Annotated in this window: 20 protein-coding genes; 11 read left to right on the top strand and 9 right to left on the bottom strand. The window is 62.7% G+C overall.

What is annotated here, in order from left to right; all coding sequences use genetic code 11:
• The first annotated feature begins 163 nt into the window (after nucleotides 1-163).
• Nucleotides 164-1,378: an iron-containing alcohol dehydrogenase gene (locus U5709_RS01190; RefSeq protein WP_321972574.1), complete on the top strand. Its 1,215-nt coding sequence runs from the start codon at nucleotides 164-166 to the stop codon at nucleotides 1,376-1,378.
• A 233-nt stretch (nucleotides 1,379-1,611) separates the two neighbouring features.
• Here the strand turns inward: U5709_RS01190 and U5709_RS01195 are convergent, their stop codons facing one another.
• The gene (locus U5709_RS01195) at nucleotides 1,612-2,961 is read right to left on the bottom strand and encodes a sensor histidine kinase (protein WP_321972575.1); all 1,350 of its coding nucleotides are present in this window, start codon (nucleotides 2,959-2,961) and stop codon (nucleotides 1,612-1,614) included.
• Nucleotides 2,962-3,163: 202 nt separating this feature from the next.
• On the opposite strand from U5709_RS01195, the gene U5709_RS01200 reads away from it, so the two are divergent.
• On the top strand, nucleotides 3,164-3,604 hold the full coding sequence (locus tag U5709_RS01200; protein ID WP_321971892.1) for a hypothetical protein: 441 nt from the start codon (nucleotides 3,164-3,166) through the stop codon (nucleotides 3,602-3,604).
• A 21-nt stretch (nucleotides 3,605-3,625) separates the two neighbouring features.
• Here U5709_RS01200 and U5709_RS01205 read toward each other — a convergent pair whose 3' ends face one another.
• On the bottom strand, nucleotides 3,626-4,417 hold the full coding sequence (locus tag U5709_RS01205) for a response regulator (protein WP_321971893.1): 792 nt from the start codon (nucleotides 4,415-4,417) through the stop codon (nucleotides 3,626-3,628).
• Between the two features lie 135 nt (nucleotides 4,418-4,552).
• Here U5709_RS01205 and U5709_RS01210 point away from each other — a divergent pair, with 135 nt between their 5' ends.
• The 5 genes from U5709_RS01210 to U5709_RS01230 all read left to right on the top strand — a co-directional run bounded on the left by U5709_RS01210 (nucleotide 4,553) and on the right by U5709_RS01230 (nucleotide 9,810).
• Nucleotides 4,553-4,852: an STAS domain-containing protein gene (locus tag U5709_RS01210; protein ID WP_321971894.1), complete on the top strand. Its 300-nt coding sequence runs from the start codon at nucleotides 4,553-4,555 to the stop codon at nucleotides 4,850-4,852.
• A gap of 6 nt (nucleotides 4,853-4,858) precedes the next feature.
• Entirely contained in the window at nucleotides 4,859-5,065 is a 207-nt protein-coding gene (locus U5709_RS01215; RefSeq protein ID WP_321971895.1) for a hypothetical protein, read from the top strand.
• 2 nt (nucleotides 5,066-5,067) lie between these two features.
• Nucleotides 5,068-7,269, top strand: a complete 2,202-nt coding sequence (locus tag U5709_RS01220) for an NHLP family bacteriocin export ABC transporter peptidase/permease/ATPase subunit (RefSeq protein WP_321971896.1) — start codon at nucleotides 5,068-5,070, stop codon at nucleotides 7,267-7,269.
• 8 nt (nucleotides 7,270-7,277) lie between these two features.
• The gene (locus tag U5709_RS01225; RefSeq protein WP_321972576.1) at nucleotides 7,278-9,470 is read left to right on the top strand and encodes an NHLP bacteriocin export ABC transporter permease/ATPase subunit; all 2,193 of its coding nucleotides are present in this window, start codon (nucleotides 7,278-7,280) and stop codon (nucleotides 9,468-9,470) included.
• Between the two features lie 85 nt (nucleotides 9,471-9,555).
• The gene (locus U5709_RS01230) at nucleotides 9,556-9,810 is read left to right on the top strand and encodes a hypothetical protein (RefSeq protein WP_321972577.1); all 255 of its coding nucleotides are present in this window, start codon (nucleotides 9,556-9,558) and stop codon (nucleotides 9,808-9,810) included.
• 522 nt (nucleotides 9,811-10,332) lie between these two features.
• Here the strand turns inward: U5709_RS01230 and U5709_RS01235 are convergent.
• The 4 genes from U5709_RS01235 to U5709_RS01250 form a co-directional block, all read right to left on the bottom strand.
• On the bottom strand, nucleotides 10,333-11,712 hold the full coding sequence (locus U5709_RS01235; protein WP_321972578.1) for a hypothetical protein: 1,380 nt from the start codon (nucleotides 11,710-11,712) through the stop codon (nucleotides 10,333-10,335).
• Entirely contained in the window at nucleotides 11,705-12,775 is a 1,071-nt protein-coding gene (locus tag U5709_RS01240; protein ID WP_321972579.1) for a ComEC/Rec2 family competence protein, read from the bottom strand. The genes U5709_RS01235 and U5709_RS01240 overlap by 8 nt, the downstream gene beginning before the upstream one ends.
• Nucleotides 12,776-13,214: 439 nt before the next feature.
• Nucleotides 13,215-13,796, bottom strand: a complete 582-nt coding sequence (locus U5709_RS01245) for a DUF5684 domain-containing protein (RefSeq protein ID WP_321972580.1) — start codon at nucleotides 13,794-13,796, stop codon at nucleotides 13,215-13,217.
• Between the two features lie 117 nt (nucleotides 13,797-13,913).
• Entirely contained in the window at nucleotides 13,914-16,382 is a 2,469-nt protein-coding gene (locus U5709_RS01250; protein WP_321972581.1) for a SpoIIE family protein phosphatase, read from the bottom strand.
• A 220-nt stretch (nucleotides 16,383-16,602) separates the two neighbouring features.
• Here U5709_RS01250 and U5709_RS01255 point away from each other — a divergent pair, with 220 nt between their 5' ends.
• From U5709_RS01255 to pflB, 4 genes are all read left to right on the top strand, one after another.
• Nucleotides 16,603-17,733 (top strand): CobW family GTP-binding protein, encoded by a 1,131-nt coding sequence (locus tag U5709_RS01255; RefSeq protein ID WP_321971903.1) that lies wholly within the window; start codon nucleotides 16,603-16,605, stop codon nucleotides 17,731-17,733.
• Between the two features lie 131 nt (nucleotides 17,734-17,864).
• On the top strand, nucleotides 17,865-18,614 hold the full coding sequence (locus tag U5709_RS01260) for a Crp/Fnr family transcriptional regulator (RefSeq protein WP_321971904.1): 750 nt from the start codon (nucleotides 17,865-17,867) through the stop codon (nucleotides 18,612-18,614).
• A gap of 399 nt (nucleotides 18,615-19,013) precedes the next feature.
• Nucleotides 19,014-19,748, top strand: a complete 735-nt coding sequence (pflA, locus tag U5709_RS01265; protein WP_321972582.1) for a pyruvate formate-lyase-activating protein — start codon at nucleotides 19,014-19,016, stop codon at nucleotides 19,746-19,748.
• Between the two features lie 104 nt (nucleotides 19,749-19,852).
• The gene (gene pflB / locus U5709_RS01270; RefSeq protein ID WP_321971906.1) at nucleotides 19,853-22,123 is read left to right on the top strand and encodes a formate C-acetyltransferase; all 2,271 of its coding nucleotides are present in this window, start codon (nucleotides 19,853-19,855) and stop codon (nucleotides 22,121-22,123) included.
• A gap of 390 nt (nucleotides 22,124-22,513) precedes the next feature.
• Here the strand turns inward: pflB and U5709_RS01275 are convergent, their stop codons facing one another.
• The 3 genes from U5709_RS01275 to U5709_RS01285 all read right to left on the bottom strand — a co-directional run.
• Complete coding sequence (locus U5709_RS01275; protein ID WP_321972583.1) at nucleotides 22,514-23,668, bottom strand: Coenzyme F420 hydrogenase/dehydrogenase, beta subunit C-terminal domain; 1,155 nt, start codon at nucleotides 23,666-23,668, stop codon at nucleotides 22,514-22,516.
• 11 nt (nucleotides 23,669-23,679) lie between these two features.
• Entirely contained in the window at nucleotides 23,680-25,086 is a 1,407-nt protein-coding gene (locus U5709_RS01280) for a lipopolysaccharide biosynthesis protein (RefSeq protein ID WP_321972584.1), read from the bottom strand.
• On the bottom strand, nucleotides 25,079-25,557 hold a 479-nt coding region (locus U5709_RS01285), incomplete at its 5' end, for a polysaccharide pyruvyl transferase family protein (RefSeq protein ID WP_321972585.1). The genes U5709_RS01285 and U5709_RS01280, both read right to left, overlap by 8 nt.

Raw genomic sequence — 25,557 nt, forward strand, 5'->3', positions numbered from 1 at the left:
CGTGTGCAAAAAGGGGACTGTCCCCAAACTGCAGGCGGGCATCCATTCTTGATAAGACGAAGAGGGCTGTCACCAAACTGCGGGCGACGTTTTTTGCCGCTTCGCCCCGTTGGCGCTAGATTGGGGGCAGTTGCGCAGCAAGCGAACCCGGAGGCGACCTAACATGCCCATGAATCCCGCGAGAAAGCTCTGGTGCCGAGCGGTCCAGGCGGCGTTTCGCGTCGCGCTGCCGATCCTGCCCTACACAGAGCCGAAGTTCCTCGGCTCCACGCAGGAGGTCGCCCCCGTCCTTGCCGAGAAGGGAATCTCCTCGGTGCTGCTCGTCACCGGGCCGCGCATCCATAAGCAGGGCCTCACCCAAGGGCTCGAGGAATGTCTAGCCGAGGCCGGTATCGCTTGCACCGTGTACAATAAAACCGAGGTCAACCCCACTATTGCGAACGTGGAGGAGGCGGCCGGCCTTTACCGCGCGAACACCTGCCAGGCCATCATCGGCTTCGGCGGCGGGTCGGCCATGGACTGCGCCAAGGTCGTGGGCGCGCGCATCGCCGCGCCGAGAAAACCCGTCGCCAAGATGCGCGGAGTCCTGCACGTCCGCCGCCCACTGCCGCCGCTCATCGCCGTGCCGACCACGGCTGGCTCCGGCTCGGAGGCCACGCTCGCGGCGGTTATCACCGACGAAAAGACGTACTTCAAGTACCCCATCAACGATTTCGCGCTCATCCCGGGCCACGCCGTCCACGACGCGGGGCTCACCTTGGGCCTGCCGCCATCGGTCACGGCCCAGACCGGCATGGACGCGCTCACGCACGCCGTGGAGGCCTACATCGGGCGCAGCACCAACGCGGCCACGCGCCGCGCCGCCCTTAAGGCCGTCGCCCTCATCCACGACAACCTGCTCGACGCCTACCGCGACGGCGGCGACGCCCAAGCCCGCCGCAGCATGCTCACCGCCTCCTACCAGGCCGGCATTGCCTTTACGCGCAGCTACGTGGGCTACGTCCACGGCATCGCCCACAGCCTGGGCGGCCAATACGGCATCCCGCACGGCCTGGCCTGCGCCGTCGTCTTACCGCACGTCCTGAGGGCCTACGGCGCGGCGGCGGCTCGCCCTCTCGCCGAGCTCGCGCGCGCGGCCGACGTGGCGAACGACGCCGAGCCCGATGCCAGCGCCGCCGCAGCCTTTATCGCCTGGGTCGACGAGACAAACGCCGCCCTCGGCATCCCCGCGCACCTGGACGGCATCCGCGAGGAGGACATCGCCTCCATGGCCGCGCGCGCCGACGCCGAGTCCAACCCGCTCTACCCCGTCCCGGTCCTCTGGGACGCCGCAGACCTCGCCGCCCTCTACCGCGCCGTCGCCGACTCGCGGCGATAAGACAGGTTTAGCGGCATGCCCGCAGTTTGGGGACAGTCCCCTTTTTGCACGAATGGATGCCCGCCTGCAGTTTGGGGACAGTCCCCTTTTTGCACACGAGCCGTCGTTGCAAGCGATACGCCCAACGATTCGGCGACGAAGCCGCAACCTTCATGCGTGTGCAAAAAGGGGACTGTCCCCAAACTGCAGGCGAAACGACGGCTCGTATGCAAAAAGGGGTCTGTCGCCCCGTCTTATTTCGGGATGGTGACGCAGGCCAGGTAGCCGTCCTCGACGCGGCTGGCCTCCAGTGTGCCACCGCAGAGCATCTCGAGGCGCCGCCGGCCATTCTCGATGGCAATGCCGTTGTGCTTGGACCCCTTGACCTCGACGCCCTCTACGCCGTTATCGCGCACGCTCACCTTGTATGCGTCGCCCTCTTCCCACGAGTGGATCCAGATGCAGCCGCCCTCCCGGCGCGTGGACACCCCGTGCACCACGGCGTTCTCGACCAGCGGCTCAACGACCAGCGGCGGCAGCGAGAAATGCGTCGCCTGCAGGTCCCACTCGACCTCGAAGGGGGTCGTGGGGTTCATCTGCTCCAGGCCCACGTACGACTTGATGTTGGACACCTCGGCGTCGAACGAGATCAGCTTGGTGTCGCCCACGGCGTTCATGTTTCCGCGCAGGTAGGTGGAGAAATCGGCGATGGCCTTCTGCGCGATTCTGGGATCCTCGTAGCAAAGCTCGCCGATGGCCGCCAGCGAGTTGAAGATAAAGTGCGAGCGAATCTGCCCCGAGAGCAGCTGCGTGCGGCTCTCGGCGAGCTCGAGCTTCTCGGCGACGAGCAGGTCCTCCTCGAGGTGCTGCAGCTCGATGTACAGATAGAACAGCGACATGGCGTAGCCAGGAGTGCTGAACATGATCTGCGCGTCGGGCGACCCCATGATCCGCGGGAAGGCGACCTCGGCGACGAGCGCAAAGAACGGAATGCCCGCGGCGAAGCTCCAGAGCCTGCAGGTCTTGAGCACCGAGAGCCGCTCTTTTTCGGCGAGCAGCAGCCCCAGCAAGAAGAACAGCTGCGTTATCTGCAGGTAATCGGGCAGGTCGGAATAGTTGCCGTACGAGAAGATATTGTTGGTGTCGAAGCTGTAGAGCGCCCCTGTCCAGGGGTTCGTCGCGACGACGAGCAGGTTGGCCACGGCAGCTGCGACGACGAGCACCCAGAACACCTTGCCCGCCTTTGTGCGCGGCTTCGTGAGGTTGCGCTGGTCACCGGGGACGTAGCCTTGCGACCACTCGAAGATGTACAGGCACAGGCACAGGTACGCCAAAGGCCCGAGCCAGTACACCACCTGGGTGCCGATGATCGACAAGATGCCGAGGCCGGCCCACTCCTCAAACGTCCAGGACAAAAAGTCTCCGGCCAAAGAAACGCCGAGAAGGACGCAGGTCAGGGCCATGAGCTGGTCGAGGCGGGCCTTTCGGCTGCGCGTGACGATGGCGTAGTTGAGCATGATGCACATGAGGACGACCACGCCGTCGAGCACGCTGTTCACCGCGTTGGCGAACAGCTTGAACGCCTGAAAATACGCTTCCTCCAAGAAACCCCTCCAATGAACGCGTCGCCGCCTCGTCGCACTGCCTCGCGCGACCGAGAACTTTTCCTTAAGACTACCAGCCTGCGGGCGCGTGCCGACGCAGCGTTGTGCCAAGATGTTTCCTTAGGGAGAAGGCGGCCGGTGGCTGCTCAAAGCCCGGAGCACATCGAGCGGCCGAAGACGCCGCGAAGAAAAAGGAGCACCCATGTCCGGCATGTCCACCTATCGCAAGGTCCTCTTTATCCTCAGCATCATCTTCCTTGTCTTCGCCGTGCTTTACCTCGGCATCGGCATCATGGCGCTGATGGTCGGGACCAGCGACAGTATCTCGGAGGCCGAGCTCGCGCAGATCGCCGCCGCCTCCAGCACGGACGCGCGCACTGCGCTTAAAATCGTCGCGGCGGTCATGATCGCCTACGGCGCATGGGAGGCCCTCGTCGCCATCCTCGGCATCCGCGGCGCCAAAAACCCGCGCAAGATGGGGCTCGTCACCATCATCTACGGCATCGAGGCCGCCGTCGTGATCTTCGGCCTCGCCATGGCCCTCTTTACCCGCAGTTTCACCACGAGCCAGTTCCAGGGCATCGTCCCGGTCGTCGCGTTCTTCATCTGCATGGCCATCCGCAGGGAGGCCCACAAGGCGTAGCAGCCAACGGAGAAGCCCCGCTTACCAGCCGCCGTTGAGGTTCGCGAGCGTCATCTCGCTCCACCAGTATTGGTTCATGTACTCGCCGTTGTAGTTGTTCACGGCCTCGAGGTCGCCTTTGAGGAAGCGGTAGTAATCGCAGTCCACGGCGTCGGGCAGGATGGCCAGCGCGTCGCGCCCGCGCACGATGACGTCGCCCACGCCGAGCGCGTCGAACGTCGAGCGCATGTCGCTGATGAGGTTTCGTACCTGCGCGCGACGAGAAACGCTCGACACACCGTCCTCCCACAGCGCGTTGACCAGCTCGTCGGAGTTGACGCGCGCGCCCTGGCGATCGATGAGAAACGCCACGAGCTCCTTGGTCTTGCTGCGCTTGAAGGGCACCGGTTTGCCGTCCACCATGATGTCAAAGGTGCCGAAGCAGTGCGCCTGCAGACGCGCGCTGGTGCCACTGGCAACCGGGTGGCGCAGGTTCTCGAGCGCGCGACGCACGTCGTCCTCGGTCGCCGGCTTGAGCAGGTAGCCGCTGGGGTACAGACCATGGGCCTCGAGGGCGTACTCGCTGTGGGCCGTCACGAAGACGATGTTGATGTCCTGGCTCATCTCACGCAGGCGGCGGGCGAGCTCGAGGCCACTGATGCCGGGCATCTCGATATCGAGGAACACGACGTCGGGTCGGTTGCCCTTGGCGATGACCAGCGCCTCCTCGCCGGACGTCACGCCCTCGACCGGCCAGCTGGGGTCAATCTCGCCCAGGATGCGAATCAAGGCGTTGACGGCGAGACGCTTATCGTCGACCACAAGGATGTTCACGTGAGGCTCCTTCGATTGTTCGTGGAAACGCCTCGATTCTACGGCAAGGTGCGCAGGCCACCCGCCAGATTGTTATCCTAAGAAGAATGAGCATCCAGGGCCCCACGTGGCCGTTGTTTGGAATCGAGGCACACCATGGACATCAAGACGACCACCAACGACGGCGCCATCACCGTAGCGCCGACCGGCCACCTGAACACGGCGACCGCCCCCGAGCTCGAGGAGGCCCTGCAGGCGCTCGACCCAGCCGGCTCCGAACTTGTCATCGACCTTACAACCGTCGACTACGTCTCGTCGGCCGGCCTGCGCGTAATCCTCGGCGCCAAGAAGCGCGCCGACGCCGCCGGCGGCACCTTCGCCGTGGCCAACCTCTGCGACGACGTGCGCGAGGTCTTCGAGATCACCGGCCTCGCCGACGTCGTCGAGGTCAGGTAAGCGGCCGTGGCAGACCTCTTTCGCAAAAAGTCGATAGAGACGATGGCCGCCCCCGACCACCTCGACGACTACATCAGGGTCTCGAACCCCAGCGTCTGGATTGTTCTGGGCGCCATCGTCGTCTTCTTGGTCGGGGTCGGCATCTGGTGCGTGTTCGGCCAGCTCGACGGCGTCTCCCCCATCGAGCTGCTCCTCTCGCCTAAGGCAGCCTAGCCGTGGCCAAGCCCTATAACCGCACGCCGGCCGTGGCCGCGCCCGGCAAGACCATCCGTCGCGTGCCCCAGATCATGCAGATGGAGGCGCTCGAGTGCGGCGCCGCCTGCCTCGCCATGATCTGCGCCTATTATGGCAAGTGGATCGCGCTCGAGAAGGTCCGCGGCGACTGCGGCGTCTCGCGCGACGGCTCCAACGCCCTCAACGTGATCAAGGCCGCCCGCAGCTACAACATGGAGGCCCACGGCTACCGCTACGAGCCCGAGGCCCTGCGCGAGAAGGGGACGTTTCCCTGCATCGCGCACGTCAGCTTTAACCACTTCGTCGTTGTGCGCGGCTTCAAGGGCAATAAAGTGCTGGTCAACGACCCTGCGCGCGGAGAGACAACGTTCGACCTCGATTACTTTGACCGCGAGTTCACGGGTATCGTCTTGCAGATAACCCCGGGCGAGGGCTTTGTTGCCGACGGCAGGCCCGCGAGCGTGCGCGACTTCGCCGCCAAGCGCCTGCGCGGCGCGCGGGCGGCCCTCGTCTTCGTGGCCATCACCAGCGCCATCGGCCAGGCGCTCAGCCTCGTCTCGCCCTACATGTCCAAGATCTTCATGGACTACCTGCTGCCGGGCACGCACCCCGACTGGGCGCCCCCCTTCCTGGCGCTGTTTATCGCCTTCGGCGCCATCCAGGTCATCATCTCGGCGCTCAATGCCATCTACCTGCTGCGCGTTCAGGGCAAGATGGCCGCGACCTCCAACGCGTCCTTCTTCTGGAAAGTGCTCCACATGCCGATGGAGTTCTTCTCTCAGCGCATGACCGGCGACATCGCACAGCGCATGAACACGAACTCCACCATCGCGCAGACCGTCGTGGGGCAGGTGGCGCCGCTCGCCATGAACTGCATCATGCTCGTGGTCTACCTCTTCATGATGATTCAGTTCTCGCCCCACCTTGCGGCGCTCGGGCTCTTCTCCATCGCCGTCGACGCGCTGGTCGCGCACGCCATGTCCAAGCGCCGCGTCAACGCCTCGCGCGTCATGATGCGCGACTCGGCCAACCTCGCCTCCACCACCATGGCGGGCATCTCGATGATCGAGACCATCAAGGCCCAGGGCGTCGAGGCGGGCTATTTCCGCCGCTGGTCGGGCTACCAGGCCAGCGTCAACCGCCAGATGGTCCAGCTCGCCAAGCAAAGCGTGTGGATCTCGATGATCCCCGAGCTCGTCAACCTGCTGACCAAGGCGCTGCTGCTCGGCGTAGGTATCTGGCTTATCATCGCGGGGCAGATCACCGTCGGCGCGCTGACCACCATGCAGAGCCTCGTCATGCTCTTCGCCTCCCCCGCCCAGACGCTCATCTCCTCGATGCAGTCATTCCAAGAGATGCGCACCGACATGGAGCGCGTCAAGGACGTCATGGACTACCCCGACGACCCGCTGTGCGCCCCCGAGCGCGACGCGGAGCTCGGAGAAGGTGCTTCTTGCGAGAAGCTCGCCGGCAAGATCGACCTCGAAAACGTGACCTTCGGCTACTCCAAGCTTGGCAAACCCGTTGTCAGCGACTTCAGCCTGCACGTGAAGGCCGGCGGCTGCGTGGCGCTCGTCGGCTCCTCGGGCTGCGGCAAATCCACCATCGCCAAGCTCATCGCGGGCCTCTACGAGCCGTGGGAGGGCCAGATCCGCATCGACGACCGCCCGCTCGCCCAGATTCCGCGTGCCGTCCGCTGCGGGTCGATCGCCGTCGTGGACCAGGAGATCATGCTCTTTGCCGACACGGTGTCGAACAACATTCGCCTCTGGGACACCTCCATCGAGGACTTCGAGGTCATCCTGGCCGCGCGCGACGCGCAGATCCACGACGACATCGTCTCGCGCCCGGGCGGCTACGAGCGCAAGCTCTCCGAGGGCGGGCGCGACCTCTCGGGCGGCCAGCGCCAGCGCATCGAGATCGCGCGCGCCCTGGCCATGGACCCGACCGTCATCATCATGGACGAGGCCACGAGCGCGCTCGACGCGCAGACCGAGGCCAAGGTCATGGACGCGATGCGCAAGCGCGGCATCACGCTGGTCATCATCGCCCACCGGCTCTCGACCGTGCGCGACGCCGACGAGATCATCGTCTTTGACCAAGGCACCATTGCCGAGCGAGGCACGCACGAGGAGCTTATTGCGGCCGATGGGGTCTACACGAACCTCATCAGCCAGGAATAGGAACGCGCATGGGTTGGTTCGAAAGCCAGATCGAGGAGAGGCGCCGCGCCGACGACCGCAGGCTCGACGAGTCGTTGCGCGGCATCGCCGGCGCCGTCACCGGCCGCCACGCGGCGGAGGGCGCCGACGCCGCGGCTCTTGCCAATAGCGCCCTCTTGGCCGTCCTGCGCTACTACGGCGCCGCTGACGACTCCGCCGAGAAGGGCGGGGCCGGCTCGGCCGCCGACGTCTCCGACATCGAGAAGTACCTCGAGGACCGCCTGCGCGTCACCGGCATCATGTGCCGCCCTGTCCGTCTCGCCAGCGGCTGGGAGAAGGAAGCCGTCGGCGCCATGCTCGGCTTTGCCGAGGACGGCACTCCCACGGCGCTGATCCCGCGTGCCCGCGGGGGCTATACCTGCTACGACCCGAAGACCGACAAGAACGTCGCGGTCGGCTCGACCGGGGCGCCCAAGCTCGACGAGAAGGCCTACTGCTTCTATCGCCCGCTGCCCGCAAAGCCGCTCGGCGTAAAAGAGCTCGTGGCCCACATGCTGCACACCCTCGACGCCTCCGATTACGTGGTCCTCATCGCGGCGGCCGCCGTCACGCAGCTGATGGGCATGCTCACGCCGCGCATCCAGATGCTCATGTTCGGTCCCGTCATCCAGAGCGGGACGAACTCGATGGTGCTGCCCATCATCGCGCTGATGGTCGGCGTGGGCATATCGTCGCTGTTCATCGGCATTGTGAGCGGCTTCGTATCGAGCCGCGTGAGCACCAAGCTCAACATCCCTTTGCAGGCGTCCATCATGATGCGCGTGCTCTCGCTGCCCGCGTCCTTCTTCGCCGATCACGAAACGGGTGAGCTCAGCGAGCGCATGGGGGCCGTCACGTCGCTGACCTCGACGTTGCAGTCGATGGGGCTCAGCACGCTGCTCTCGACGCTCTTCTCGCTCGGCTACATCTTCCAGATAGCCGGCATCGCGCCCGCGCTGCTACTGCCGGCGCTCGGCTACGCGGTCGTCTCGTCCGTGATCACGCTTGTCGTCGGCTTCGCGCAGGTCAAGCTGACAAAGAAGCGCCTCGAGGCCGCAAGCGAACTCTCGAACGTCCAGTACGCGCTGCTCTCGGGCGTGCAGAAGATCAAGCTCGCCGGCGCCGAGAAGCGCGCCTTCGCCAACTGGGCCGACGCCTACTCCGCGCAGGCGGAGCTGACCTACAACGGCCCCGCCATCGTGCGCCTCGCCGGCACCATCCAGACGGCCGTCTCGCTCGTCGGGACCACGGCCATCTACGCGGCGGCCATCGCCGGCGGCGTCAACGTGGCGCAGTACGTGGGCTTTACGGCCGCCTACGGCGCGGTGACCGGCGCCTTTGCGTCGCTGACCAGCGCCGTGCTGCAAATCGCGCAGATCGGTCCCAACCTCGAGCGCGCCGAGCCCATCCTCAAGACCATCCCCGAGAGCGCGGCCGGCAAGGCGCACGTGAGCAAGCTCTCGGGCGGCTTCGAGCTCGACCACGTCTCGTTTAGCTACGCGCCCGGGCAGCCGAAGGTCCTCGAGGACATCAGCCTGAAGGTGCGCCCCGGCAGCTACGTGGCCATCGTCGGCAAGACGGGCTGCGGCAAGTCCACGCTGCTGCGGCTCCTGCTCGGCTTCGAGACCCCGCAGAGCGGCGCCGTCTATTACGACGGGCGCGACCTCTCGAGCCTCGACGTGCAGGGCATGAGGCGAAACATCGGCGTCGTCCTGCAGGATGGCAAGCTTTTCCAGGGAAGCATCTACGACAACATCTCGATCAGCGCGCCGGGCCTCTCGATGGACGACGCGTGGCGCGCGGCCGAGCTCGCCGGCTTCGCCGACGACATCCGCAACATGCCGATGGGCATGCAGACCCTCATCTCCGAGGGCGGCGGCGGAGTCTCGGGCGGGCAAAGGCAGCGCCTCATGATCGCGCGCGCCGTGGCCGGCAAGCCGCGCATCATCATGTTCGACGAGGCCACGAGCGCGCTGGATAACGTGACACAGCGCATTGTGTCCGAGTCGCTCGACGAGCTCAAGTGCACGAGGCTCGTCATCGCGCACCGGCTCTCGACCATCCGCCACTGCGAGCGCATCGTGCTGATCGACGGCGGGCATATCGCCGAGGACGGCACCTACGACGAGCTCATGGCTCTCGGCGGGCAGTTCGCCGAGCTCGTCGCCCGCCAACAGGTGTAGCGCGCGGCCCGTGGTGCGCTAGTGATACGCGCATGGGAGCACCGTTGTCTTGTCAGAAGATAAGCCACGGAGAGGCGCTAGCGAGATGAAGACCCTGAACGAGGTATTCGACGAGTTCAAGTACAACAAAGATTTTATGTGGATGCTCTCGACGACCGACCCCAGCGACGAGCAGATCGTTGCGTTTTTGCGCGCACACGACTGCAACGCGAACGTCGACGAGGCAATCTCGTTTTTGGCGGGCCTCATCTCCGACGTGCCCGAAGACGAGCTCGAGGAGACCGACCTCGCCATGGTCGCCGGTGGCCGGTGCGCGTACACTATCGAGCACTTCATGTAGCGGCGAGGCGCCGTCGAGCGGCGGCGACCCCCAGTCATCGCAAAGAACCCTGCAGTTGGGGTCAATTTCGAGCCTGATTTTGACCCCAACTGCAGGGTTTGTTGTGCGCGGTCGCCAGACGCCTCGCGCCGGGCACCCGCAGCAGCGCCAAACGGCGCATCAGCGCGGGCGCCGCGCGCGCAAATCCGACTTGTCAACGATTTTTCCGGGATCAGGCAAGCATCCGAGGATTGGAAGCTCATGAAACCCCCGTTGGCGACGATCCAATCGAGCGGCATACTCGAGTGGACCGCCAAAAATCGTTGATAAATCGGTTTTTCGTACCGCGAGACGGAGCAAGCACGCAACAAGGGCGGGGGAACACCCCCCGCCCTTGTTGCGACGCGTGTGTGTCGCCGCGGCGCGCGAATCGCCGCTTAGACGGCCGCGGGCTGCCGGCGCGAGTTTGACATCGAGCACTTCATGTAACGGCGAGGCTCCGGTGCACGGCGCAACCCCGGCGAACGGCCTTAAATAACTAGGTCAGCCTCCGCAGGTGCCGCAAGCCTCATAGCCCCTTGCGATGGCGTCTGAGAGCGAGATCTCGATCTTGCTCTTCCTGAGATGGCGACAGCTGCCGTTGTGGTATTTTTCGCCCGTCTTCGTGATGTAAACGGTTCGCGACTGTTTCGCAGCCTCAGCCTCTTTTTCGGCTTGCAAGCGCGCGGCCTCATCCGCCCTGCGCTGCTCCTCGGCGGCCTTCGCCGCGGCCTCCTCCTCGGCGGCCTTCTTCGCCGCGGCCTCCTCGGCGGCCTTTTGCTCAGCTTCTTTCTGTTTCTGAGCAGCGAGCGCAGCAGTGGCCTCCGTGTCCTTGGAGATCCTCAGCTCAAGCGCTTTATCGCTCTCAGCATCAAAATCCACCGAGACTTCGGAAGCTTTATACACGACGTCGTTGTGAGTCAGCGTGCCCGAGACTACAGAGAGCGCATACACACCCGCACCGTACTCGAGCGCGTATTTGGTGCCCACCTCAGCGCTGTAATACTCGTGAATCGCCTCGCCGTCGGCCGTTTTTCCGTCGACAAGCACCTGGAAGCACAGATTCGGGACGTCGGTCTCCGGTTCCAGTGTAAAGCTCAGGACCCCATCGGTCTTTTTATCTGCTTTGGTCGGAGCAGCTATGGTCTCCGGCTCATTCGGTACTTGATTCTTTGCAGGGGCAGAACCTCCTCCAACAGCAAGCGCGACCACGCCCGACAGACAAAGTGCAACAGCCGCCCCGCCTATGCACGCCGCAGGCCGCTCCAAAATCAAGGACGCAAGCGGAGTCACGCCTTTACGGCTATTTGCCGGCTTGTTACCTGCGACCGACTTAGGCGCTGCAGCAGTGGCCGAAGCAAAATTTATGGCGGCGCAGCCTTCGTTGGCCCGCTCGTGCTGTGCAGCTGGAGCGACTGGCGTCGTTTTGGCGAGGTCGACATCGTCGTCAATCATCTCATACACAGGTTCATCGACAGCTGTGGCGTCGGCGTCGACGGTGCACGCGAGCTTCTTATCGATCAAACGCTTCGAGGGGCTGCGGGCTGCGTCGGCGTTGTTTGACTGGCGCGCCCCTCTGCCCGCGCTCGTCAGTTTCATCCTTCCGGGGATAAGCGAGCGAGAGATCAAACCCTCGTTCTGAAGCGCCGTCCACACATGCTCAAACCTACTTGTCAACAAAGGAGCCGAGCTACCGTTGACTTTAAAAGCCCGCTGTTTATTCGTGACATCAAGACGCTTCTCAGCCAAATCGCAAATGGACTTGAAGCTCCTCGCCTTACCGTCTGAGAGAACCTCGAGGAAAGCTTTGCGAATAGCGTTGGCGCTAGGTATGTCCACTTCGGTGAGCTTCTGGCCAAACAGCGAGCCGAGAATGTCAAACATCGATGTTCCCCTTAGTCGACGTGACCGATATGGAGCTTCCGTCTGAGGTCATAATCACTGAACCCACTTCGTCGGTTCGTAGGATTTCGGCGCCGACCGACTGGAGTCTGCCAATGGTCGCCGCAGTCGGATGTCCGTAGTCGTTGTCGCCAACCGATATAACGGCGTAAGAGGGCTGGACCTTGCGAAGAAACGCGAGCGAGGACGAGGATGAAGAGCCGTGGTGGGCGACTTTGAGCACGTCAGCGCTAAGATTCACACCAGCAGAGACCATACTCGTTTCCTCCTCTTCTTCGGCATCGCCCAAGAAGAGGAATGTGTTGGAGCCGAATGAGATGCGAACAACGAGGGAGTTGTTGTTCTCGCTGTTTGGAATCGCCTTTACCGGCCCGATAAAAGTGACGGTCGCGCCGCCCAGGAAAAGGACATCGCCCGCGGAGGGGACCCGCACAGAAAGGCCTTGGCCTCGGACTCGAGTCAGGAGGTTGTCGAAGGTACTAGTGTCGGAAGTCTCGGTGGAGCAAAAGAACGCACCGCAGGTAGATGCCGTAAGAGCACCACTTAACCCGCCAATATGGTCCGCATCGGGGTGAGTTGCGACCACATAGTCGATGTTCGAGATTTCCAAACGCCTGAGAACCGAGTAAACCTTGGACGATGCCTCGGGCGGGCCGCCGTCGATGAGAAGCGAATGGCCGCCGCAGGTAATGAGCGCGCAGTCACCCTGCCCGACATCGAGAAAGCGAACGATGAGGGCGTCGTCTTTGTCGGCGCCGTCGGGAGCGGTATTCGAGTCGGTTGAGGCGGACAATTCCTCCGGGGTAGCTTGAGACGCTTCTTCTTCGGTCGCCACCTGGTCCGAGTCAATCTTCTCAGCAGGCACGCCCGTGGTAACCACGGCTGGAACAGTGCCGTTTTCCTGTGAAGTGGCTGCCTGAGCGCCAAGCTCTGTGGTCGAAGAAGCCGCGGAGGAGGAAGACAGACCGAGCAACAGCAAGAGAGCCAGAAGCAGAGCGCAGGCAGGGGCACTGCCTGACTTGGTTGCAATCTTCGAGCCCTCCATCGCCACCCCCTTAGCGCAATACTCGTAATCAGCTTAGCGCTTCCTACAAGCCAGGTGCCGACGTGAATCGCAGGCACCCCGCTCGCCTCGCACGTGGGAGAGGCCCTCGGCCAGGTTGCCAGAGCCGCGGCACGGCCTGGCGACGAAAGCCGTGTGTCAGAAAATCAAACTCGACGGTCGTTTTGAACGGGTTGACCGAATAGTGAGGAACATAGCGATTTATTTACCTGTGGTTTTGCGATCCGCGAATCCGTTGATACTTGGCCCGCTCGCCAAAATCGATCGTCAAGTTCAATTTTCTGGCACCGCATCGCGCCGGGCGTCCGTAGCAGCGGTAAACGGCGCGCAAGCGTGGGCGCCGCGCACGCAAAAAGGACGGGGAACGCTCCCCCGCCCTTGTTTCGACGCGTGCGCTTCGCTGCGGCGCGCGAACCGCCGCCTAGGCGGCCGCGGGCATCGCCGGGCCGACCGGGTCCGCAGGGCCCGCGGACGCTGCGGGGCCGTCGTCGACCGGCTGAGCCTTGCCGCACCCGAGGATCATGTAGAACACGAAGGGCAGGACCACAAGGCCGAAGGTAAAGCCCGCGCCCTTGCCGAAGCGGCGGGCCACCTGGCGCGCCACGATGATGCCGAGCACGAACATGGGCAGGCTAACCAAGTTGCCGAGCGCGCGCAGGCCCTCGACGTTGCCGCCGACCTGGCCGAGCACGAAAACACCGCTGCACACCGTATAAGCAATGGTCAGCGCCTTGTCGCAACCAGCGACGCTCGCCATCTCGTAGTCGCGGAAGACCGGGATAACCTGCGACCAGCCCCGGCCGCCCAGCTTCTTCACCGTCTTCCACGTGCCGACGAGCAGCAGCACGGCCCCCGCCGCAATAAGCGCGAGGAAGACCGCCATGAGCAGCACGGCGATGAGCGACGGCGCCGAGCCGCCCGCGCCGACCGCCGACATAAAGCTCGGCGTCTGGTCCTTAACAACGTTCATGAGGTCGCCGTAGTTGTTGATCTGCGCGTCCATGGTCAAATCCCTTCGTTGGTGGTTTTAGAACATGGCTGCACTATGCGCCCGCGAGCGCATCAATACCGCACCACCAAGCAAAAGCCCGGCCACCTCGACCCGAACGAGCCCGCGAGGCTAGTCGAAACTGAACGCGACCGTCAGAATGTTCGTGTCGTCGACGCGCCGGTAGTCCATGGAGGCAGACATCTTTCTCATCATGTGGATACCGAGGCCGCCGATCTTGCGCTGCTCGGCCGAAAGCGTGGTGTCCGCGGGCGGCGCGGCCGTGGGATCGAACTCCACGCCGTCGTCGACGAACTCGATGAGCAGGTCGGCGCCCTTGCGGACGATGCTCATCACCGCCGTCGAGGCCCCGCTGTAGTTGCAGATGTTCGAGTAGGCCTCGTCGACCACGACCTGCACGCGAGCGACCACGCGCGGACTCGCGCCGAGGCGCGGCAGCTGCGCGTCCAAAAACGCGCTCACGACGGCAAGCGAATCGCGGTCGGCGGAGGTGACCACGCGGTCTCGCCCGCACAACGCACACAGGCTCACGCAGAGCATCGTGATGTCATCGGACTGCTCGGCGCCAGCCGCATGGGCCTTCACCGCCTGCGCGACGGCGTCGCACGTGCCTCGCGGAGTCTCCTTCTGCCCAGTGCTGTTCAGGGTCTGGACCAGGCGTTTCTCGCCAAAGAGCGCCTCGCTGGGGTCGCAGGCCTCCGTCACGCCGTCGGTATAGAGGAACAGCTTGTCGCCAGGGCCAAGCGTCACGGAGTTCTTGCGGTAGCGGATGCCCTCCATGCCCGCGAGGAAGAAGTTGGGCTTGGCCTGGCGCAGGTACTCGAACTCGCCGCTCGCGCGCTTGAGCAGCGGCGGGTTGTGCCCGGCGTTCGCGTAGGCGAGCTCGCCGGTGCTTACATCGAGCTTGCCGAGCCACGCCGTGACGAACATGCCTGATTCATTGGCCTCGCACAGGCGCTCATTTGCTCTGGTAAATGCCTCGTCGACGCCAATGTTCGTCTCCATGAGGGAGTGGATCTCGGTCTTTGCCTTCATCATGAAGAGGGCCGCGGGCACGCCCTTGCCGGACACGTCGGCAATGAGAAAAACGAGCGTGTGGTCGTTGAGCAGGAAGAAATCGTAGAAGTCGCCGCCGACCTCTCGCGCAGCGTCCATAGAGGCGTAGAGGTCGAAGTCGATGCGGTCGGGGAAGGGCGGAAAGACGCTCGGCAGCGCCGAGTGCTGGATCTGACGGGCCAGCGCGAGCTCCGAGTCGTGGCGGTGCTCGGCCTCGTCGATGTAGCCCTTGAGCGCGTCGACGGTGGTGTTGATGTCTTCCGAGAGCTTAACGAACTCCTGGTGAGAGGAGATGTCCACCCGGGTATCGAGGTTACCGTGCGCGACGGCGGCAAGGCCGCTCTCCGCGAGCTGCAGGTTGTTGACGACGCGGCGCCGCAGCAGCTGGCACAAGACGACGAAGAGGATAAAAAGCATAAGGACCTGCACGTCAAGGAAGAGGAAGAGCATGACGTTCGGGATGGCGTCGGTCTCGTCCTCCGGCAAATATAGGATCACCTCGCGGCCGTCCTCGGGAAACGTGCAGCGCATGACGTAGCAGTAGCTACCGCCGACGGTGAGGTAATTGCAGTCGTCCTGCTCGAGGGTAAACGGATCGGTCGACATAAGCTCTTTAATGTTTTGCCCCGAGTACTTGCCGTCCGTGACCTCGCCCGTCTGCGCGTCATAGACAATGATCGAGCCCGTGCTCATGACGCGCCACGCATAGCGATCGTCGAGCACGGCGTCCCATCCGAACCGCTCCACCTCTTCTTTGAGGTCCTGGCTATTGGCCGTGAGGGTGCTGAGCGATTGCTGGAAGGACATGTTGACCATTATCGCAATGGTGGAAAAGAAGATCCCGATAAACGCCAGCGCGAACACGGCGAAGAGCTTCGTCGCGAGGTCGCTGATGAGATACGGCGGCCGGACAAAGAGCCTGTCTCGCCGAATAAAGCTCTGTCCGGCAAAGGCGATTCCGCAGGCAAGGCCATTCAGAAGGGTCATCTGTATGCAGCATTCCTGCACGTACTCGAAGGAGGCCATGGAATCGGACATGTTGGTGAGCATGATGAGAAGCATGTCGAAGGTCACGACGCCCAGACCGACGCCGACCGCATAGCCGAGGCCCGGGCGCTTGTCCTCAAAGACCCACGTGCGCATGACGGCAGCGACGACGCCCGCGGCCACGGTAGAGACGGCGCACGCGAGGCGCGTGGCCTCGGCGCCGCCCCAGGCGACGCAGAGCCAGCGCTCCACGCCGCCGATGACGCCCGCGATGATGCCCGCGGGCGCGCCGAACGCGAGGCCCGCCACCACGGGCGCCGCGTCGCGCACGTTGATGCCCGCGGCGCCGCCTGCCACAAGCACCGAGGTCTCGGTGTCAAAAATGGCCACCGCGCCGAAGGCCACGCCGATGATGAGCTGCTGAGCCCAGCCCGGCAGGCGCTCCCCGACCGCGCCGCTCTTCTCGGCGAGCAAGAAAACGCCGGTCAGGACGGCGGGAAGCAGCGTCTGGATGCCCAAGAGGATGCTGGGGAGCATGGGCGGTCCTTTCTTGGCGGGGCGCTGGCGGCGGGCACGGCGGCGCGGCGACGTGTGCGGGCGGCGGGTCGGGCCGACGGGGCGCTGGCGGCGCACGACATGGCAGGTCTCCATACCTGAGGATACGTCCAAATAGGCCGCGGGCCGTCAAAAACCTGTGCGCAAACGGGCCAAACGGGTATCCTAAAAGGGTTATTGCCTCGACTGCGAAGGAGGGCACATGCCCGCAAACAAGCCCGTTAAAATCGTGATGCTCACCGGCTACCTCGGCGCCGGCAAGACCACGCTTCTGAACCACATCCTGTCCAACGACGGCGGCATCCGCGCCGCGGTCATCGTCAACGACATCGGCGAGGTCAACGTCGACGCCAACCTCATCAAGGACGGCGGCCTGACCGAGGCCGAGGACATCATTCCGCTGACCAACGGCTGCATCTGCTGCACCCTTGCCGACGACCTGGCCAACCAGCTGTCCTCCATCGCCGACTCCGGCGACTTCGACTACATCATCATCGAGGCCTCCGGCATCTGCGAGCCCGTGCCCATCGCCTACACCATCTCTGCCTTCTGCGACCAGGAGAAGGTCGGCGGCGAGCCAAAGCTGGCGCTCGACAACATCGTGGCCGTGGTCGACTGCGCCCGCATGTACGACGAGTTCCACGGCGGCCGCGACCTTCTTGCCGACGAGATCGACGAGGACGACATCGAGAGCCTGCTCATCCAGCAGATCGAATTCTGCTCCACGCTCATCCTCAACAAGGTGGACACCGTGACGCCTGAGCAGGTCGCCGAGCTCAAGGCCATCGTGCGCAGCCTGCAGAAGGAGGCCGTCATCATCGAGGCCACCGAGGGCAACGTGGACCTGAAGGAGCTGCTCGACACCGACCGCTTCGACTTCATGCGCGCCTACAACTCCGCCGCTTGGATCGAGGCCATGGAGCACCCCGAGGAGCACGACGACCCCGAGGTCCTCGAGTACGACATCCAGACCTTCGTCTATCACCGCCGCCAGCCGTTCGACCACCAGACGTTCCAGAAGTACGTTGAGTACAACTGGCCCGATTGCGTCGTGCGCGCCAAGGGCTGCCTGTGGACCACGCTGAACACCGACATGTGCTACATGTTCGAGCAGGCCGGCCACCAGATGCGCCTTTCCGAGAACGGCCTGTTCGTAGACTCCGCGCCCGAGGAGGAGAAGCAGCAGATCCTCGCCGCCAACCCCGAGATCCTGGACTCCTGGGACGATCAGGTCGGCGACCGCGAGACCAAGCTGTGCATCATCGGCCGCCACATGGACCGAGCGAGCATCGAGGCCCAGCTCGACGCCCTTCTCACCTCCTGGCAGCGCTAATCCGGCACGCATAAGACGAGGGGACAGTCCCTTTGTCCACGATCTTGGTGGACAAAGGGACTGTCCCTCTGTCCGCAAACGGACTGTCCCTTCGTCCTAAAATAGTAAGAAGCATGTCCGAAGGAGCGCCCATGGCCGCAAAACCCGCAGCTATCGTCTTGCCCGAGAACCGCGTTTGTGCGGGCGCGGGCCACGACTGCGCCTTCTCGCGCGCGGGCAGCTCCTGCATGGACAACATCAAGCTTTTTGCCGATTTGCCGGCAGACGCCAAACGGGAGCTTCTTGCCTGCTCGCGGCACTTAACGCACGCGCAGGGCTCCATCATCGTGCACGAGGGCGACCCGATCGAGTCGATCATCGTTGTGCGCACCGGGCGCATAAAGACGTTCCGCACGAGCTCGGACGGCGATGAATACGTGCTCGACGTGCTGCACGACGGGCAGGCGCTGTGGCACGGCATGTTCACCGCCGACCACATCTACCGCTATTCGGTCGAGTGCCTCACGCGCGTCAGCCTCTGCCGCATCCACCGCGCGGACTTTGAGGCACTTCTTGCTAACCACCCCGACGTGGCGCTGGGGCTTATCCGCATGATCACATCGGAGCTCGACGACGCGGAAGAGCGGATCATGATGCTCTCGATCCGCGACCCGAGGCAACGACTGGCCGAGTACCTGCTCATCCGCGATCACCGTTGCGCCGGGCCCGAAATCCGGCTCAAGCTCGAGGACATCGCCGCGTCGGTCGGCCTGCGCCCCGAGACCGTAAGCCGCAACATCGCGCAATTCGCGCGCGAGGGTCTCATCGAGCGCCCGGGCCGTGGGAGGCTGCTCGTCGTGGACCACGAGGCCCTGCGCAACATCGCCCGCGCGGCAAAATAGCGGGCCTCGGGCCTTTTTGGCAACGTAATAGCCCCGTTGCGGGCACATAGCCGCTAAGTATGCAATCAAATTAGCGTTTGCCGAGTAGAAGCCGCTTTGGCGATTACAAAACCGCAGGTCAGAGCGTTGCCGCATTTCTGGCTACTCACCAAATCCGATTTTGATTGCATGCTTAGCAAATATGGCATCCAGCGGCGTCACGAGCAGGCGGCCGAGCTCCCGCCAAAAGGTTGATTTCCCGCACCATCCGCCGCTCACCGCCAAAAACCAACCGCTCGCTGCTGTGGTTTATAAATTTCTCCTTACTTGATTCTAATCAAGGAAGCCCACCCCTCTCGAACCTAAATTAAGGCCTAGAATCACGTAATGGGGATGTAACAGATGCGAAGAGGAGGAGAGATGCAGGGACGCGTTCACTCGGTCGAGTCGTTCGGCTCCGCTGATGGTCCCGGCGTTCGCTACATCGTCTTTTTGCAGGGCTGCCCCATGCGCTGCCGTTTTTGCCACAACCCCGATACCTGGAAAGCCGAGGGCGGCGAGCTCAAGAGCGTGAACGAGCTCCTCAACGAGGCCGAGCGTTACAGCAGGTACTGGAGGAAGGACGGCGGCATCACCGTTTCCGGCGGCGAGGCGCTCGCCCAGATCGACTTCTTGCTCGAGCTCTTTAGCGAGGCGAAGAAGCGCGGCATCAATACCTGCCTGGACACGAGCCTCGCCCCCTTTACCCACGAAGGCGCCTGGTTCCAGAAGTTCGAGCGGCTCATCGACGTGTGCGACCTCATGCTCTGCGATATCAAACACATCGACGCCGCCGCGCACCGCGACCTCACCGGCCGCGACAACGCGAACATCCTCGACGCCTTCCGCTACCTGGACGAGAAAGGCCAGCCCATCTGGGTCCGCCACGTCCTCGTGCCCGGCATCACCGACGCTGACGACTCTCTGCGCCGCACGCGCGAGTTCATCGCGAGCCTTTCCAACGTGCAGCGCGTAGAGGTCCTGCCCTACCACACCCTGGGCGTCTTTAAATGGGAAGACCTCGGCATTCCCTACACCTTGGGAGACGTCGAGCCGCCGACCCCGGAGCAAACCGACCGCGCGACCAAGATCCTGCGCGGCGAGCTCCAAATCTAGCGTCACCCGCACTTCCCACACCACCAGCACCACCCGAGCTAACGTATTAATGCGCCGAGGCCCACGAAGCGAGCCGAAGCGCTGGTAAAAAAGGAGGCATGGCAATGCAGCTTCGCGAAGAGTGGAATGGCTTCAAGGCCGGTCACTGGTGTGACGACATCAATGTCCGCGACTTCATCCAGAAGAACTACACCCCCTACGACGGCGACGAGTCCTTCCTCGAGGGCCCGACCGACGCCACCAACGTGCTCTGGGGCAAGCTCCAGGAGCTCCAGGCTGCCGAGCGCGCCAACGGCGGCGTCCTCGAGTGCGAGACCGAGGTCGTCTCCAGCCTGACCGCTTACGGCCCTGGCTACATCTCCGATGAGACCAAGGACCTCGAGCAGATTGTCGGCCTCCAGACCGACAAGCCCCTCAAGCGCGCCTTCATGCCCTACGGCGGCATCAAGATGGCCCAGCAGGCCGCTGAGAACTACGGCTTCCACGTAAACGACAAGTACACCCAGATCTTCAACGAGTATCACAAGACCCACAACCAGGGTGTCTTCGATGCTTACACTCCCGAGATGCGCGCCGTGCGCCACTCCCACGTCATCACCGGCCTGCCCGACACCTACGGCCGCGGCCGCATCGTCGGCGATTACCGCCGCGTCGCCCTCTACGGCATCGACCGCCTCATCGCCGGCAAGCAGGCCGACCTCGCCGTCTGCGGCGACCGTACCATGACCGACGCCGTCATCCGCCAGCGCGAGGAGATCACCGAGCAGATCCGCGCCCTGCAGGGCATGAAGAAGATGGCTGCCGTCTACGGCTACGACATCTCCAACCCGGCCACCACCGCCAAGGAGGCCGTCCAGTGGCTGTACTTCGGCTACCTGGCCGCCATCAAGACCCAGAACGGCGCCGCCATGTCCGTCGGCCGCGTCTCTACCTTCCTGGACGTCTACATCCAGCGTGACCTCGAGGCCGGCAAGATCACCGAGTCCGAGGCTCAGGAGCTCATCGACCACTTGGTCATGAAGCTGCGCATGGTCAAGTTCGCCCGCATCCCGTCTTACCAGGCCCTCTTCTCCGGCGACCCCGTGTGGGCCACCCTTGAGGTCGCTGGCCTCTCCATCGACGGCCGCAGCCTCGTCACCAAGAACGACTACCGCTTCCTGCACACCCTCGAGAACATGGGCCCCGCTCCCGAGCCGAACTTGACCGTTCTGTACTCCGAGCGCCTGCAGGACAACTTCCGCCGCTATGCCGCCAAGATCTCCGTGCTGACCTCCTCCATCCAGTACGAGAACGACTGCGTCATGCGTCCGATCTGGGGCGACGACTACAGCATCTGCTGCTGCGTGTCCGCCACCGAGACCGGCAAGGAGATGCAGTTCTTCGGCGCCCGCGCCAACCTTGCCAAGTGCCTGAACTACGCCATCAACGGCGGCAAGGACGAGAAGTTCATGGACAAGCAGGGCAACCACATGCAGGTCGGCCCCGAGTACGCCCCCGTCACTTCCGAGTACCTCGACTACGATGAGGTCATGCGCAAGTTCGACGCCATGATGGACTGGCTGGCCGAGACCTACGTCAACATCTTGAACCTCATCCAGTACATGCACGACAAGTACTACTACGAGGCCGCCGAGATGGCCCTTATCGACACCAACGTGCGCCGCACCTTCGCGACCGGCATCGCCGGCTTCTCCCACGTCGTCGACTCCATCTCCGCTATGAAGTACGCCAAGGTCAAGACCGTCCGCGACGAGCAGGGCATCGTCGTCGACTACGAGGTCGAGGGCGACTTCCCGCGCTACGGCAACAACGACGACCGCGCCGACGACATCGCCGTGTGGCTGCTCAAGGACTTCATGTCCAAGATCGCCAAGCACCACACCTACCGTGACTCCGAGCCGACCACCTCGATTCTCACCATCACCTCGAACGTGGTTTACGGCAAGGCCACCGGCGGCACCCCCGACGGCCGCAAGGCGTTCACCCCGTTCGCCCCGGGCGGCAACCCCTCCTACGGCGCTGAGCAGAACGGCCTGCTCGCTTCCCTCGAGTCCGTGGGCAAGCTCCCCTACGAGTACGCCCTTGACGGCATCTCCAACACCCAGTGCATCAACCCGTCCGCCCTGGGCAACGACGACGAGCAGCGCACCGACAACCTGGTCAACGTGCTCGACGGCTACTTCGCCGGCGGCGCTCACCACCTCAACGTCAACGTCTTCGGCGTCGAGAAGCTCAAGGACGCCATGGAGCACCCGGAGAAGCCCGAGTACGCCAACTTCACCATCCGCGTCTCCGGCTACGCCGTGAAGTTCATCGACCTGACTCGCGAGCAGCAGCTCGACGTCATCTCCCGCACCTGCCACGAGAAGCTCTAAGCTCACTCGCCGCGCGCGGCCTAACCGATGCGACTTGGGGCCCGTCTGCAACCTGCAGGCGGGCCCCGTTTTTTGTAGGTGGGTTGGGTGGTAGCGCCCGACGGTACTGTCTATCCAGTGAGCGCGGTACCGTGCCGCAGGGCAAGGTCAGCGGCGGCCACATCGACTTCTACGGGACGTGGCTACAATCCCGATTGTCCTAACATCGAAGCATTTGCTTACACGGCCTCAAAGAATCTTGCAGCTTTGGACGGCGCGGCAAGGGCATGAGGATGTCTCTATGAACCAGCCAGCGACCGTAAGATACTGCATGTCCAGCAGCGCAAGGACATTCACCGGCATCACGTTCTGACGCTCATAGGCCAACTGGTACAGCGATAGGCCGGCAGGTTAGACGAGATGAAATGCCCTTTTGAGCTTCTTCCTTAATCGTGCACGAAAAGTCAAAGTGCCGTAGCTCTTCGCTATCCTGGAAAAATCCCAGGAGTCATACCTCTTCCAAAACAGACCTCTGTCCGACGGCTCGTCGAATGGTGCCTTCAGCGGCGGCTGAAGGCTTTTCTCAATTTCGGTCGCCTTCCACCTGAGGACCGGCTTACAGTACTCAAAAGCCTCACGACCGCGCGCGGTGTTAACCAGCACGAGGGATACGCCCCTATTATCATCGAACTCCGGAGCAGCGTCCTCAACGCCCCAATAGTCGCCAATGGTCAGATCGCTAGGGTGCTCGACGGACTTATACGGACACTCGTAGCAAGATCGACGCAAGGCTCTGTGCCCATAGAAGATGCGCCTATACGTCTCCCCGCTTACGACCTTGGATCCATCATTCAAATAAAGCGTCTCGGTATGCGCACGCCACCCGAACCTCCCTTTGTCTCGGAAGTCGACTGCAGTACACCTACCGTTGTTTTCGCGCTCAATCCATCGCACGTAGTCGGCCCAAACCTTGGGCGAGGGAACGCCGTGGCAAACGATATCGACACGCAGCAGGTTCTCATAGGGTTTTCCAAGGTACGACAGTAACCCGGCCACCTGACACGAAGTGCCGGAGAACAAAACCTCGATTCCGGTGTTAAGGTCAGCCTCAACCAGGGGGAAGACGCCCCTCATATCGCTCTCGATGTACTTCGAGCCACGCATGGCGTCCCTGCCCTCGACGCTGTCCGCCCGAACATGCCTAGCCCGGAGCACGCCGTCCATGGCACATCCGTACACAACACCGCCCATGGCAAGAACCCTGTCCGACAAGGCCGTAAATATGCCGCCGGATCTGGACGCCGCACGCACCGTATCATCAGAGTGCTGTACCGCATAGCAGGAGACTCCATCGCCGTCGCGCCGAGGATAAGGAGCTATTTTATCAGCGCGGAAGGCACAGGTCTTCAGGCACTTTCCGCAATTAAGGCATCGCGCGTCATCGAAGCTCGGATAGAGGAACCCCTCCTCGTCAATGTCTATGGAGATTGCCTTGGTGGGACAGATCGCCTCGCAAGCGCCACACCCACAGCAGGAATATTTGTCATTGATATCAATACGGGGCATGACCTCTCCTCTCAGCCCTTTATCTTCGCAACGGCAACCTTAAAGATGCTCGCGATTGTCTCCCTGCAAAGGACGCAGAACACCAAGACGCCCAATAGGGCATTGGCCAACCTCGGAACAAAATCCCCGCACTGTCCCAAAGCGACCATGGCAACCAAGACCAGAACAACGACAACATACCTGTTCCAGTCCAGTCCCATAGGCTGGAACTTCTGTACATTGAGCATTCGGTACACCCAGAGGAACAGATAGCTAACCAAAAGGGCGAGTGACGCCGCATACAGGCCGATGAGTGGGATAAAAGTTAAATCGATCACGACGTTGATCACGGCCGCAATAATCGTGGTCACACCGACACTCTTCGTCTTGAGAAAAGCGACGTAAATGCCGCCAATATAGGCAGACATCCCGTAAAAAAGGTTACCGACAATTAGAATGGGTACCTGAGCTAGGCCCTCGCCGTAGTCTCCCCTGACGAGCAGCGCAAACAAGGCCGGGCAGATGCCGATAAGAAGCGCAGCAGATCCAGCCAAGAAGTCAAATACCAGCCCGTGCATATGGGTGTAATAGGTCTCCTTGTCGTCGTCACCCGCGGTAAGGGAGGCGCTCTCCTGCCAAGCCATCGTGAAAGTGGACTGAGCCAAGGTGATGAGCTGGGGAATCTTATACGCAGCGGCAAAGACCGCGTTCGCGGCGACCCCCATGAACATAGTGATCAGTAGACGGTTAGACATCCTCATGACCCACATGGACATACTGTTGGGGACCATTGGCCAGGAGTAGGACAATAACTCCTTAAGCAAGTTGATGCGACAGTCCCTCAAGCTTATAAACCGGAAGATTCCCGTACCGAAAAGTAGGTAAAACACGATAGCGAGCTCAGAGCCGGTTAACGCAATGAGACTACCCATGAAACCGAGACCCATGAACAGGACGAGCACGACGGCGAGGGCCATCTGCACTACAGCACCCGCGATGGCCGAAACGGAGTACTTCAGGTTCTGGCCAAGACCCCTGATGCACTGCTTGGATATTTCCGCGACGATGTCGAGTATGAAATAGACACACACGAGTGCCTTCACCGCAGTTGAGCTCTCCTGCCACACGAAAAAGAAAATCACGGTAGCGACAAGGGACAACGTCACCGCAAAGACAAAGATCGTCGAGATAATGCCGCAGCACCTCTTCTCGTCGTCCCGGCAGTCAATGAGAAAACGGAAGGCGGCCGTCTGAATCTGCAAGGTAACCGCAGGCAGAAAGAGAGAGACAAGCACAATGACTAGATCGTACGTGCCGTACTCCTCCTTCGTCAGGCAGCCAGTAAGGATCGGCAGGGTGACAAACGTGGCGAGCTTCGGTAAAAACGTGCCAATGGCCAAAACCGCGGTGTTTTTGAGAAGAGCCCCTTCCCTACTCATCCAGAATTGCCCCCTCTCCCACACACAGGCCGCGCAGGTAGGCGAGCGAGCCTTCTCGGGCGACAGCAAGACGCTCACGCACATCGCACCAGTTGACCGTGCCTTCGCCGGCATCCGTCTCAGTCATCTCCCTGCCCTCGAGCCCGGTGAGCTCGAGCAGGGCCTTGCTACGGCTGTTGTACTTCTTCTTGGTACGGCACTCCACCACAAGCTCCTTCTCAAGGATGATCGAGAAGACCGTCCCATGAAATGAGTTGGTGTACACGTATGAAGCTCCATCAAACCAGCCCAGAAACTCCTCCGGTGTGGCGTAACGTACGTGCCTGAGGTCCCTATTTCCCCTGTGCTCGTTGTTCAGATAGACCACCTCAAGCCCAGTCTCTGCAGCCTTGGCGCGAGCGGCGTCCAGAAGCCCCGCGGGTGGTTGCACGGTATAGACGAGAATGTAGCCCTTCTCCGTCCTCGGAGCGC

The organism is Paratractidigestivibacter sp. (assembly GCF_963660155.1).
Taxonomy (GTDB): Bacteria; Actinomycetota; Coriobacteriia; order Coriobacteriales; family Atopobiaceae; genus Paratractidigestivibacter.

What these genes read in the sequence shown, in the direction of transcription:
- U5709_RS01190 (WP_321972574.1), top strand. Translation starts at nt 164, where the DNA reads ATGCCCATGAATCCCGCGAGAAAGCTCTGGTGCCGAGCGGTCCAGGCG.
- U5709_RS01200 (WP_321971892.1), top strand. Translation starts at nt 3,164, where the DNA reads ATGTCCGGCATGTCCACCTATCGCAAGGTCCTCTTTATCCTCAGCATC.
- U5709_RS01210 (WP_321971894.1), top strand. Translation starts at nt 4,553, where the DNA reads ATGGACATCAAGACGACCACCAACGACGGCGCCATCACCGTAGCGCCG.
- U5709_RS01225 (WP_321972576.1), top strand. Translation starts at nt 7,278, where the DNA reads ATGGGTTGGTTCGAAAGCCAGATCGAGGAGAGGCGCCGCGCCGACGAC.
- U5709_RS01230 (WP_321972577.1), top strand. Translation starts at nt 9,556, where the DNA reads ATGAAGACCCTGAACGAGGTATTCGACGAGTTCAAGTACAACAAAGAT.
- U5709_RS01235 (WP_321972578.1), bottom strand. Translation starts at nt 11,712, where the DNA reads ATGTTTGACATTCTCGGCTCGCTGTTTGGCCAGAAGCTCACCGAAGTG.
- U5709_RS01240 (WP_321972579.1), bottom strand. Translation starts at nt 12,775, where the DNA reads ATGGAGGGCTCGAAGATTGCAACCAAGTCAGGCAGTGCCCCTGCCTGC.
- U5709_RS01245 (WP_321972580.1), bottom strand. Translation starts at nt 13,796, where the DNA reads ATGGACGCGCAGATCAACAACTACGGCGACCTCATGAACGTTGTTAAG.
- U5709_RS01250 (WP_321972581.1), bottom strand. Translation starts at nt 16,382, where the DNA reads ATGCTCCCCAGCATCCTCTTGGGCATCCAGACGCTGCTTCCCGCCGTC.
- U5709_RS01255 (WP_321971903.1), top strand. Translation starts at nt 16,603, where the DNA reads ATGCCCGCAAACAAGCCCGTTAAAATCGTGATGCTCACCGGCTACCTC.
- U5709_RS01260 (WP_321971904.1), top strand. Translation starts at nt 17,865, where the DNA reads ATGGCCGCAAAACCCGCAGCTATCGTCTTGCCCGAGAACCGCGTTTGT.
- pflA (WP_321972582.1), top strand. Translation starts at nt 19,014, where the DNA reads ATGCAGGGACGCGTTCACTCGGTCGAGTCGTTCGGCTCCGCTGATGGT.
- pflB (WP_321971906.1), top strand. Translation starts at nt 19,853, where the DNA reads ATGCAGCTTCGCGAAGAGTGGAATGGCTTCAAGGCCGGTCACTGGTGT.
- U5709_RS01275 (WP_321972583.1), bottom strand. Translation starts at nt 23,668, where the DNA reads ATGCCCCGTATTGATATCAATGACAAATATTCCTGCTGTGGGTGTGGC.
- U5709_RS01280 (WP_321972584.1), bottom strand. Translation starts at nt 25,086, where the DNA reads ATGAGTAGGGAAGGGGCTCTTCTCAAAAACACCGCGGTTTTGGCCATT.